Annotated in this window: 5 protein-coding genes; 1 reads left to right on the forward strand and 4 read right to left on the reverse strand. The window is 73.6% G+C overall.

Annotated features, from left to right (window positions below):
* The 4 genes from LWJ43_RS10850 to LWJ43_RS10865 all read right to left on the reverse strand — a co-directional run bounded on the left by LWJ43_RS10850 (position 1) and on the right by LWJ43_RS10865 (position 9,157).
* Positions 1–1,395 (reverse strand): dipeptidase, encoded by a 1,395-nt coding sequence (locus LWJ43_RS10850; RefSeq protein ID WP_277332075.1) that lies wholly within the window; start codon positions 1,393–1,395, stop codon positions 1–3.
* A gap of 10 nt (positions 1,396–1,405) precedes the next feature.
* The gene (locus LWJ43_RS10855) at positions 1,406–4,894 is read right to left on the reverse strand and encodes an ATP-dependent DNA helicase (RefSeq protein ID WP_277332076.1); all 3,489 of its coding nucleotides are present in this window, start codon (positions 4,892–4,894) and stop codon (positions 1,406–1,408) included.
* Between the two features lie 60 nt (positions 4,895–4,954).
* Positions 4,955–8,452 (reverse strand): ATP-dependent helicase, encoded by a 3,498-nt coding sequence (locus LWJ43_RS10860; protein ID WP_277332077.1) that lies wholly within the window; start codon positions 8,450–8,452, stop codon positions 4,955–4,957.
* A 294-nt stretch (positions 8,453–8,746) separates the two neighbouring features.
* Positions 8,747–9,157, reverse strand: coding sequence for an MGMT family protein (locus tag LWJ43_RS10865; protein WP_277332078.1), 411 nt, complete (start codon positions 9,155–9,157; stop codon positions 8,747–8,749).
* A 216-nt stretch (positions 9,158–9,373) separates the two neighbouring features.
* Here LWJ43_RS10865 and LWJ43_RS10870 point away from each other — a divergent pair, with 216 nt between their 5' ends.
* Positions 9,374–12,115 (forward strand): lysylphosphatidylglycerol synthase transmembrane domain-containing protein, encoded by a 2,742-nt coding sequence (locus tag LWJ43_RS10870; RefSeq protein WP_277332079.1) that lies wholly within the window; start codon positions 9,374–9,376, stop codon positions 12,113–12,115.
* Positions 12,116–12,132 lie beyond the last annotated feature (17 nt).

Consider the following 12,132-nt stretch of genomic DNA (forward strand, 5'->3'; position numbering starts at 1 on the left):
TCAGCGGAGTGCGTCGGCCAGCTCGCTCCACAGGTGGGCGGCGGTCTCCACGCCCTTGAGGAGGAGGTCGAGTTCGACCTTCTCGTCGGGGCCGTGCCAGCCGTCGGACGGCACGGAGATGCCGAGGAAGAGGACGGGTGCGCCGAGCACGTCCTGCAGGTCGGCGGCGGGGCCCGAACCTCCCTCGCGGGTGAAGAGGATCTTCGTCCCGAAGGCCCGGCCCATGGCGCGGGCCACCGCTTGGAGGGCGGGGTGGTCCAGCGGTGTCAGACAGGGGCGGGTGGCGGGCGCGAAGGTGATCCGGTGGCGGATGCCGACGGGGATCCTGTCCTCCGCCCAGGTGCGGACCGCCTCCTGGATCCGTTCGGGGTCCTGGCCGGCGACCAGCCGGAAGCTCAGCTTCACCAGGGCGGACGCGGGGATCACGGTCTTGCTTCCGGCTCCCTGGTAGCCGCCGCCGATGCCGTTGACCTCGGCGGTGGGACGGGCCCAGACGCGCTCGAGGGTCGAGTAGCCGGCCTCGCCGGCGGTGGCCCGCGACCCGGCCGTGCGCAGCCAGGTGTCCTCGTCGAAGGGCAGTTCGGCGAAGAGGGCGCGCTCGGTCCCGGTGAGTTCGGCGACCCCGTCGTAGAAGCCGGGGACCGCGACCCTGCCCTCCGTGTCGTGGAGAGCGGCGACCAGGCGGGCCAGCTCGGTCGCGGGGTTGGGGACGGCTCCGCCGAAGGACCCGGAGTGGATGTCCTGGCCGGGACCGGACAGCTCGATCTCGCATTCCGCGAGCCCGCGCATGCCGGTGCAGACGGTGGGGGTGTTCTCGTCCCACATGCCGGTGTCGGAGACGATCACGACGTCGGCCGCGAGACGGGCGGCCCGCTCCTCGGCCAGCGCGCGGAAGTGCGGCGATCCGGACTCCTCCTCGCCCTCGACGAGGAGCTTGAGGTGGACCGCAGGGGTCGTGCGGCCGGTCGCGGCGAGGTGGGCACGGACCCCGAGTGTGTGGAAGAACACCTGGCCCTTGTCGTCGGCGGCGCCGCGTCCGTACATCCTGCCGTCGCGGATCACCGGATCGAACGGGTCGGAGTTCCAGCCGTCCTCGCGGGCCGCGGGCTGCACGTCGTGGTGGCCGTAGACCAGGACGACGGGTGCGTCCGGATCCTGTGACGGCCACTCCGCGAAGACCGCGGGGGCTCCGGGCGTCTCCCAGACCTCGGTGACCGGGAAGCCGGTCTCCGCGAGCTTGCCGGACAGCCACTCGGCGCTGCGCCGTACGTCCCCGTCGTGCTCCGGCTGGGCGGAGACGGACGGGATGCGCAGCCACTCGGCGAGGTCGTCGAGAAAGGTCGCGCGGTGCTGCTCGGTGTACGTACGGACGGCGCTGTCCGGGGTGTCGCTCATGCTCATGAGCCTATCGGCCCTGCGGAGGTGGCTCGTCCAGCAGGAGCTTCTCCAGCTCCTCCCGGCCCGGCAGCCCGGTGGGGCGGGACGTCTCCCCGGTGCGCACGTAGAGGAAGACCGCGGTGACCGCTTCCAGTGGCAGCCCGTGCAGTTCCGCCCAGGCCAGCCGGTAGACGGCCAGCTGGAGGGGGTCGGCCGTGCGGTGCCGGGTGGTCTTCCAGTCGACGATCTCGTACGTGTCACCCGTGCGGTACACCGCGTCGATCCGGCCGCGGATCACCCGGCCGCCGAGTGTGATCTGGAACGGTGTCTCGACGCGGTAGGGCGTACGCCGGGCGTACGCGGAGCGCTCGAAGGCTTCCTTGAGCTCGGCGAGGTCCCGTTCGTCGGCGATCTCTGCGTCGTTCCCGTCGCCCCCGGGGAGTTCGTCCGGGCCCAGCATGGGCAGCGGCAGTTCCTCGAACCGCGACTCCACCCAGGCGTGGAAGCGTGTGCCCCGGCGCGCGGCGGGCTGCGGGGGGCGCGGCATGGGGCGGGCGAGCTCCCGCGCGAAGCCCTCCGGATCGTCGGCGAGGTGCAGGAGCTGGGTGGCGGAGAGCGTGGCGGGTACGACGACGTCACGCACGGCCGCACGGGCACGGCGCAGCTCACCGGCGAGGGCGTCGAGGTCGCGGTCCCAGGAGGCGAGGGTGCGGGACTCCTCGGGGGTGAGGCCCTCGTCGGCAGGGGTGCGTGCGGCGGGGACGCGCGGTGCGGGGGCGTCCGGGGGCGGGCCGGCGCTGCCCGGATCCTCCTCACCGTCCGGGAACGGGTCGTCGTACGGGGCGTCCGCGTCGTCGTACGGCGGCTCGTCGTCCTCGTGAAGCGGCTCGTCGTCCTCGAAGGGCGGCTCGTCGTCGTAGGGCGGCTCCTGTGCGCGCCCGGGGTGCCCGCCGGGCGCGGTCTCCCCGTACGCTCCCGGCACCATGTCCGGCACGGGCGCGGCCGCCAGGGCCTCCAGATGTGCCAGCACCGTGTCCCTGGCGGCCCTGCGGCGGGCCATGGCGGTGTCGTCGAGCGGGAGCGGCCAGGCCTGGTCGGCGTCCTTGTCCCGGAGCTCGGGGTTCTCCTCGTCCTCGCCGGGTTCGTCCGCCCAGACCTCGATCTCGCCGTGTCCCGCCGCGCAGTGCTCGTACAGCGCGTCCAGGAAGACGGACGGGCCGCGGGGCTTCTTCTGGGACGGGCCCCACCAGTGGCCGGAGCCGAGCAGCAGGCTGCGGGGGCGGGTGAAGGTGACGTAGCCGAGGCGGAGCTCCTCGGTGTGCTGATGCTCCTTCATCTCCTCCTTGAACGCCTTGAGTCCCTTGGCGTCGAAGGCGTCGAGGGACGGCAGCGTGGGCGCGTCGCCGCGCAGGGCGTGCGGGAGGACCTGGGACTGCGAGGTCCACGCGTCCCGGGACCGGGTGCTGGGGAACTGCCCGCCGACGAGGCCGGGGACGGCGACGACGTCCCACTCCAGACCCTTGGACTTGTGTGCGGTGAGGACCTTCACGGTGTTCTCGCCGCCGGGCAGGGCGTTGTCGAGGCCCTTCTCGTACTGGGCGGCGGTGCGCAGGAAGCCGAGGAAGGCGAGCAGGGTCGCCGCCCCGTCCACCGCTGCGAAGCCCGCCGCGACGTCCAGGAAGTTGGCGAGGGTCTCACGTCGCCGCGCGGCCAGGGCGTGCGGCGACGCCGAGAGCTCCACCTCCAGGCCGGTGGTCGCGAGGACGCGGTGCAGTACGTCCATGAGGGGGTCGGCCAGCGAACGGCGCAGATCGCGGAGTTCGGTGGCGAGACGGGCGAAGCGCACGCGGGCCTCCTCGGAGAACGGCAGCCGGTCGTCCTCGGAGCCGCCCGCCTCCAGGAAGGTGTCCAGGGCGTCGGCGAGCGAGATCACCTCGGCCGGGTCGGTTCCCTCGACGGCCTCCGCCAGGCGCCGCTCCGGATCGGCGTCGTCGTCCTCCGGGGCGGAGCGGTGGACGAGGAGGCGGGCGCGGCGCCCCAGGAGGGCGAGGTCGCGTGGTCCGATGCGCCAGCGTGGTCCGGTCAGCAGCCGGACCAGGGAGGCGTTGGCTCCGGGGTCCTGCAGCACCTCGCAGACGGCGACGAGGTCGGCGACCTCGGGGAGGTGCAGCAGTCCGGAGAGGCCGACGACCTCGACCGGGATGTCGCGGGCGACCAGGGCGGCCTGGATGCGGGGGAAGTCCCCGGCGGTCCGGCACAGGACGGCGATCTCCCCGGGTGCCGTCCCGGTCCGTACGAGATGGGCGAGCGAGTCGCCGAGCCACTCGATCTCCTCGGCGTGGGTGGCCAGGAGGGCGCACCGGACCGTGCCGTCCCTCTCGGCTCCGGGTGCGGGGCGCAGTGCCTCGACTCCCTCGTGCATGGCGCGCAGGGGTTCGGCGAGGCCGTTCGCGAGGTGCAGGAGGCGGCCTCCGCTGCGGCGGTTCTCGCTGAGCGAGTAGCGGGTGGCGGGGGTGCCGTCGGCGTGCGGGAAGTGCTGCGGGAAGTCGTCGAGGTTGGCCACGGACGCGCCGCGCCATCCGTAGATCGCCTGGCAGGGGTCGCCGACGGCGGTGACGGCGTGACCGGCCGTGCCGTCTCCGCCCCCTCCGCCGAAGAGTGCGGCCAGGAGCAGCCGCTGGGCGACGGAGGTGTCCTGGTACTCGTCGAGCAGGACGACCCGGAATTCGTCGCGCAGGACGGCGCCGACCTCGGGCCGGGTCAGGGCGAGCTCGGCGGAGAGCGCGATCTGGTCGCCGAAGTCGAGGAGGTCACGGCTGCGCTTGGCCGCCCGGTAGCTCCGGGTCAGCCCGAGGAGCTCACGGCGTGCCTCGGCCGTCTCGGGGATCCTGCGCAGCTCGGCGTTGGTGAGCCTGGCCGTCTCCAGTTCCCGCAGGAGTTCCGTGTCGTACTCCAGGAGCTCCTGGGGGCGTACGAGGTGCTCGGCGAGCTCGGCGTCCAGGGCGAGCAGATCGCTCACGAGGGTGGGGAAGGACCGGGTCAGCGCCGGGTAGGGGCCGGGCGCCTCCCGCAGCACCCGGGCCGCGAGCTGGTAGCGGGTGGCGTCCGCCAGGAGACGGGTGGTGGGTTCGAGGCCGATCCGCAGGCCGTGGTCGGTGAGGAGCCGGCCGGCGAAGGCGTGGTAGGTGGAGATGCTGGGCTCGCCCGGGGGGTGGTCCGGGTCGATGACGTCGGGGTCGGTGACCCCGGCGGCGACGAGTGCCTTGCGGACCCGCTCGGCGAGCTCACCGGCGGCCTTGTTGGTGAAGGTCAGGCCGAGGACCTGTTCGGGCGCGACCTGTCCGGTGCCGACCAGCCACACCACCCGGGCGGCCATCACCGTGGTCTTCCCGGAGCCCGCTCCGGCCACGATCACCTGCGGGGCGGGCGGCGCGGTGATGCAGGCCGTCTGCTCCGGGGTGAAGGGGATCCCGAGGAGCTCCTTGAGCTGCTCGGGATCGGTGATTCGGGAGGACACTCCAGAGAGGCTAACCGGACGCGCCGACAACGCCGTACCGCACGGATTCCGCCGGGAAGATCATTCGATGATCTGCCGTCCTTCGGGCTGTGCGCCGCACGACGCCTTGAACGCGCAGTGGGTGCAGTGCTGGCCGGTCGTGGGAGTGAACCGTTCGTCCAGGACCCGTCCGGCGGCCGTCGCCAGCAGGTCGGAGACCCACTCACCGGAGAGGGGCTCCTGGGCCTGCACCTTGGGGAGGGCGTCGCCGCCCTCCTTCTTCGGGGCGGGCTGCCGGAGCTGGACGAGTTCGGCGCCCCCGGCATCCGGGCGGCGGCCGTCGAAGACCTCGTCGAGGGCCCCTTCCCTGACGGCCAGCTGGTACACGGCGAGCTGGGGGTGGGAGGCCACCTCGTCCTTGGTCGGCGCGCCCTTGCCGGTCTTGAAGTCGACGACGTAGGCCCGCCCCTCGGCGTCCTGTTCGACCCGGTCCATGGAGCCACGGATGCGTACGGCGTACTCGCCCGCCTCGAGGGTGACGTCGAAGTCGTGCTCGCTGGCCGTGGGGGTGCGCCCCGCGCGGTCCAGGACGTGCCAGTGGAGGAAGCGTTCCAGGGCGGCGCGGGCGTGGTCCTTCTCCTGCTGCGATTTCCAGGGGGCGTCGAAGACGAGGCCGTCCCACACGGAGTCCAGGCGTTCCATCAGGACGTCCAGGTCGGCGGCGGTGCGGCCGGAGGCCACCTCGTCGGCGAGCACGTGGACGACGTTGCCGAAGCCCTGGGCGGCCGTCGCCGGGGCGTCGGCCTTCACCTCACGGCCCAGGAACCACTGGAGGGCGCAGGTGTTGGCGAGCTGGTCGAGCGCGCTCCCCGAGAGGGCGACGGGGCGGTCCCGGTCGCGCAGCGGGACCTCGGAGCGGGTCGGTTCGTTCAGCCCCCACCAGCGGTAGGGGTGGGCCGCCGGCACGAGCGGCTGGCCCTCGTCGTCCGTGAGCGCCGCGAGCCGGGCGAGCCGGCGGGCGGCCGCGTCCCGCAGGGCTTCCGAGGCGGCGGGGTCGACGGTGGTGGCCCTGAGTTCAGCGACGAGCGCGGCCACCGCGAGGGGGCGGCGGGGCCGTCCGGTGACGTCCCGGGGCTCGGTCCCGAGCTCGGTGAGGAAGCGGGACGGCTGGTCACCGTCGTCGGCGGGCGCCTTGACGGCGGTGACGACCAGGCGTTCACGGGCCCGGGTCGCGGCCACGTAGAACAGGCGGCGCTCCTCGGCCAGGAGCGCCCCCGGGGTGAGCGGTTCGGCCAGCCCGTCGCGTCCGATCCGGTCCGCCTCCAGGAGGGAACCCCGGCGGCGCAGGTCGGGCCAGAGCCCCTCCTGCACCCCGGCGACGACCACCAGGCCCCATTCGAGGCCCTTGGACCGGTGCGCGGTCATGAGGCGTACGGCGTCGGGCCGTACGGCGCGCCGGGAGAGGGTGTCGGCGGCGATGTCCTGGGCGTCGACCTCCTCCAGGAAGTTGAGGGCGCCCCGTCCCCCGGTGCGTTCCTCGGCCCGGGCGGCGGTGTCGAAGAGGGCGCACACGGCGTCGAGGTCCCGGTCGGCGTTCCGGCCGGCCGCGCCGCCGCGCAGCGCGGCGCGCTCCAGCCTGCCGGGCCAGGGGGTGCCGTTCCAGAGGGTCCACAGGGCCTCCTCCGCGGTACCGCCGCCTTCGAGGAGTTCGCGGGCCTTGCGCAGGAGCGCGCCGAGCCGCTGGGCTCCGCGGGCGTACGCCGGGTCGTGCGTGACCAGGCGTTCCGGCTCGGCGAGCGCCCTCGCCAGAAGATCCCCCGACGGCGGCGGTACGCGGTTCCCGGCGGCCCGCTCCTCGTCGCGCAGGGCCCGGCCGAGCCGGCGCAGGTCCGCGGCGTCCATGGAGCCGAGGGGCGAGGTGAGCAGGGTGAGGGCGGTCTCGGTGTCGAGGGCGCCGCGTGCAGCGGCGTCGCCACCGGCGGACTCCGTGCCGGGACGGGCAGGTGCAGCAGCGTGGCCACCGGCGGACTCCGTGCCGGGACGGGCAGGTGCAGCGGCGTCGCCACCGGCGGACTCCGTGCCGGGGCCGCCGGGCGCCGCCTCTTCGATCCCGCCAGCCGCCCCCTCCTCCGGGCCCCCGGGTGCGCCGGGGTGGAGCGCCGCCGCGGCGACGGTGCGCAGGGCGGCCAGGAGCGGGGCGACAGCCGGCTCGTGACGCAGGGGGAGATCGTCGCCGTCGATCTCCAGCGGGACTCCGGCCGAGGTGAGCGCCCGGCGCACAGCGGGGATCGAACGCCCGCCGGCGCGTACCAGGACCGCCATGTCCGTCCAGGGCACACCCTCTTCCAGGTGCGCGCGCCGGAGCAGGTCGGCGATGTTCTCCAGCTCGGTGGAGGGCGTCGGATAGGTGTACGCCTCCACGCGCCCCCCTTCCCGCACGGCGGACAGCTCCCGGTGGGCGCGGACCTTGTCCGAGGGCAGCCGGGTGAGGGGCATCCGGCGGGTGAGTAGCCGGGTGGCCTCGAGGAGGTGTGCGCCGGAGCGCCGCGAGGTCGTGAGGACCCCGACGGGGGCGGGCGCGCCGTCGGCGCGCCGAAAGGTGTCGGGGAAGTCGAGGATGCCGTTCACGTCGGCGCCCCGGAAGGCGTAGATCGACTGGTCGGGGTCACCGAAGGCGATCAGGGTCCGGCCGCCGCCGGTTCCCGGAGCGGCGATCCCCGGGTTCCCGGCCAGCGCGTGCAGCAGGCGCACCTGTGCGGGGTCGGTGTCCTGGTACTCGTCGACGAACACGGCGTCGTAGCTCCGGGCCAGCTGCGCCGCCACCTCCGGGCGCTCGGCGAGCAGGACCGCCCGGTGGACCAGTTCCGCGTAGTCGAGGACGCCCTGGGCGTCGAGTACGTCGAGGTACTCGGCGAGGAACTGGGCGGCGGCGCTCCAGTCCGGGCGGCCGGTGCGGCGGGCGAACGCCGCCAGCGCGTCCGGGCCCAGGCCCAGCTCACGGCTGCGGGCCAGCACCGCGCGCACCTCGTCGGCGAAGCCGCGGGTCGTCAGACACGCCCGCAGTTCGTCTGGCCAGCGGACATGGGCCAGTCCGGTCTGCTCCAGGCCGAGCTGGCCGGCCAGCAGCTCGCGGACGGTGACGTCCTGTTCGGGCCCGGAGAGCAGGCGCAGCGGGTCGGCGAAGAGGTCGGCGTCCTGGTGGGCCCGGACCAGGGCGTAGCAGTAGGAGTGGAAGGTGGTGGCCTGGGGGCCGCGGGTACCGCCGAGCCGGGCGGCCATCCTGTCGCGGAGTTCGACGGCCGCCTTGCGGCTGAAGGTGAGGACGAGGATGCGGGTGGGGTCGGTCCCCCGTGCCACGCGCCGGGCGACCGCCTCCACCAGCGTCGTGGTCTTGCCGGTGCCCGGTCCGGCGAGGACCAGGAGCGGGCCGTCCCCATGGTCAACCACGGCGCGTTGCGGCGCGTCCAGGAGAGGGGGGTCCACAGAACCCGGCGGCGTACGCACCAGTCGGTACGCGCCCGTGACCCGCCGCCGTGCCTGACGGTGCGGGCTGTTCCGGGTGGTGGAGGAGGAACTCACGTGGATCGCCGGTCCTGAAGGGTCTTCTCGGGTCTGTGCGGTGGCCGGCCATGGGGTGACGGCCCGGTCGGAGGCTTACTGGTGACGGACGGTGCCGGTTCCCGAGGGGACCGGCCGTGACACATGAAGGATGAGGGAGCGAGCGTGCCGCGTGTGGACGACGCTACGCCGTCGGCGGGGCGGACATCGGGCATCGGGCCGCGTCCCGCGTCACATACGGCCGGTTCCGGCTCGCCGGAGTGTCCTGCTCACCGGCCCGGCGCCTGTCCCGGCGGGGCGCGATGGCGGAAGCTGTCAGCTGTGAGCTTCGTCGCCCGGACCCCCGGTCACGCCGTCCCATCTGGCCCGCTTCACGTCGAGGCGCGGGACGTGCCCGTCCGCGTCACGCGGGGCCGCACGCAGCGGAGTGCCCTCCTCGCGGTAGTGGCCGAGCACCCGCAGTTCATGGCCCGGCAGCAGCGTCCCGTCGGCGCGCACGACGCGCCACCAGGGAGCCGCGGAGCCGTACAGGGCCATCACCCTGCCGACCTGTCTCGGCCCGCCGTCGCCGAGCCACTCCGCGACGTCGCCGTACGTCATGACGCGGCCGGGCGGGATCAGGTCCGCCACGTCCAGGACCCGCTCGGCATAGGCGGGCAGCTCGGCGATCACGGGGTCGGCCGGCCCGGCCCCGGTCCGGCTGCCGCTCGTGCGGTCTTCGCTCATCCGACCCATCCTGCCGTACGCCACCGACAACGCACCATGCCCGGTGTCGTCCTGGTCACACACCGTGCGCACGGGGGCGAAGCAGCGTATGTTGCGCATCGCGCCCGCGCAATGCACCCTGATGCCCCCCTCTGTCTGCAGGCCGTGCCACCATCGTGCGGGCGGTGACCGGTGATACGAGACCACGAAGATTCTTCACAGGCTAAGGAGCAGGGCGTGCAGCCACCGAAGGCGGCGGACGCCTCTGACGCCGAGCCGCGTCCCGACGTCCCCGGTGCGTCCGGCGCCCCCGGGGACGGGGAGACGCCCGCGCCGTCCGGGGAGCACCTCTCGGGCTCAACGCTGGCGCCGGCCGACGGCCTGCCCGACCACGTCTCGGGCGACGAGCCCCTGCTGCCCGCCCGGGTCCACCGCCCCTCCGATCTGCTGCGGCTCCTCGTCGGGGTCCTCGCGATCGCTCTGCTGTTCTCCATCGCCGCCTTCGCCCAGGGCACCACCACCGGCCTCGAGAACGACATCTCCAAGGGCACCGACCAGGCCCCCGACCTGCTGATCAAGCTGGCGGGCCTGGTGTCCAGCATCGCCGTCCTCCTCGTGCCGGTCGCCTTCGCGATCGAACGTCTGGTGAAACGCGACGGGCTGCGGATCGCGGACGGGGTCCTCGCCGCCGTACTGGCCCACGGGGTGACCCTGGCCACCGACCTCTGGGTCGCGCGGTCGGCCTCCGGGACGATCCGGGACGCCCTGACCCAGCCCCAGCCGGGGGACGCGCTCACCGATCCCGTGCACGGATATCTCGCGCCCGTCATCGCGTACATGACGGCGGTGGGCATGGCACGCAGACCCCGGTGGCGGGTCGTGCTCTGGGTGGTGCTGCTCCTCGACGCCTTCGCGATGCTGGTCGGCGGCTACACCACCCCGTTCTCCATCGTCCTCACCGTGCTGATCGGCTGGACCGTGGCGTACGGCACCCTGTACGCCGTCGGATCGCCGAACGTCCGCCCGACCGGCCAGCACCTGATGGCCGGCCTGCGGCACGTCGGCTTCCGCCCGGTCGCCGCGATGCGCACCGAGGACGACGCTCCCGACAACATCGACCAGATCGACCGCGGCCGCCGCTATCTGGTGACCCTGGAGGACGGGCCCCCGCTGGACGTCACGGTCGTCGACCGGGAACAGCAGGCCCAGGGCTTCTTCTACCGGGTGTGGCGCAGGCTCACCCTGCGCAGCATCACCCAGCGCCGCTCCATCCAGTCGCTGCGCCAGGCCCTCGAGCAGGAGGCGCTCCTCGCGTACGCGGCGATCGCGGCAGGTGCCAACGCACCCAAGCTGATCGCCACCTCCGAGCTCGGGCCGGACGCCGTGATGCTCGTGTACGAGCACATCGGCGGACGCTCGCTGGACGCCATGGAGGACGACGAGATCACCGACGAGCTGGTGCGGGGTGCCTGGCGGCAGGTGCGGGCGCTCCAGTCCCGGCGGATCGCGCACCGCAGGCTCACGGGTGACGCCGTCCTGGTGGATCGTTCCGGCACGGTGTTCGTCACGGACCTGCGGGGCGGTGAGATCGCTGCCGGTGACCTGATCCTCCGCATGGACGTCGCCCAGCTGCTCACCACCACCGGGCTGCGGGTGGGCGCGGAACGCGCCGTGGCCGGAGCGCTCGCCGTGCTCGGGCCCGACGCCGTGGCCGACTGCCTGCCGCTTCTCCAGCCGATCGCGCTGAGCCGCTCCACCAGGGCGACGCTGCGCAGGCTCGCCCGGGAGCGTTCGCAGCGCGAGCGTGAGGCGGTGCTGGAGGCCTCGCAGGCGGCCAAGCAGGCCAAGGCCGAGGAGCACGACGTCTCGGCGGCCAACGACCGCAAGGCCGTCCGGAAGTCGCTGCGCACGGAGAAGCAGGCCGAGAAGCGGGCGATGGACGACGCCCTGGAAGAGGCCCGCGAGGAGGACATGCTGGCTCAGATCCGCCGGCAGGTGCTGCTGATCAGGCCGCAGGCGCCGGTCGAGCCGGTCCGTCTGGAGCGCATCAAGCCGCGTACCCTCTTCAGCTTCATCGCGGGTTCGATCGCCGCGTACTTCCTGATCTCGCAGGTCACCGAGGCCGACTTCGGCACGGTCGTCGAGCAGGCGGAGTGGGGCTGGGTGGCGGCCGCCCTGGGCTTCTCGGCCCTGAGCTACGTCGCCGCGGCCATGAGCCTGCTCGGCTTCGTGCCCGAGCGGGTGCCCTTCGGGAAGACCGTGCTGGCGCAGGTGGCCGGGTCGTTCGTGAAGATCGTGGCCCCGGCGGCGGTCGGCGGTGTGGCGCTGAACACGCGCTTTTTGCAGCGGGCCGGGGTGCGTCCGGGGCTCGCCGTCGCGAGTGTGGGCGCGTCCCAGCTGTTCGGTCTCGGCGCCCACATCCTGCTGCTCGCCCTGTTCGGGTACCTGACCGGCACGGAGAAGACCCCGGACTCGCTCACCCCGTCGAGGACGGTCATCGCGGGCCTGCTCACGGTCGCCGTGCTCGTGCTGGTGGTGACCGCGATCCCGTTCCTGCGGAAGTTCGTCGTGACCCGGGTCCGGTCGCTGTTCGCCGGCGTCGTGCCCCGCATGCTCGACGTGGTGCAGCGCCCGCAGAAGCTGATCACCGGCATCGGCGGAATGCTGCTGCTGACCGGGCTGTTCGTGCTGTGCCTCGACGCGTCGATCCGCGCTTTCAGCGGTCCCGACGTCCCGCAGCTCAGCTACGCGAGCATCGCCGTGGTCTTCCTCGCGGGCAACGCCCTCGGGTCGGCGGCGCCCACCCCGGGCGGCATGGGCGCGGTCGAGGGCGCCCTGACGCTGGGTCTGATCGCTGTGGGCCTGCCGAAGGAGGTCGCGGCTCCGGCCGTGCTCCTGTACCGCGTGATGACGCTGTGGCTTCCGGTGCTTCCCGGCTGGATCTGCTTCAACCAACTGACCCGAAAGGGTGAGCTCTAGAACATCTGCGCGGGGCG

The organism is Streptomyces sp. JH34 (assembly GCF_029428875.1).
Classification (GTDB): Bacteria; Actinomycetota; Actinomycetes; order Streptomycetales; family Streptomycetaceae; genus Streptomyces.

Excerpts from the sequence above, each read along its gene's own strand:
- LWJ43_RS10865 (WP_277332078.1), bottom strand. The coding sequence starts at position 9,157 with ATGAGCGAAGACCGCACGAGCGGCAGCCGGACCGGGGCCGGGCCGGCC.
- LWJ43_RS10850 (WP_277332075.1), bottom strand. The coding sequence starts at position 1,395 with ATGAGCGACACCCCGGACAGCGCCGTCCGTACGTACACCGAGCAGCAC.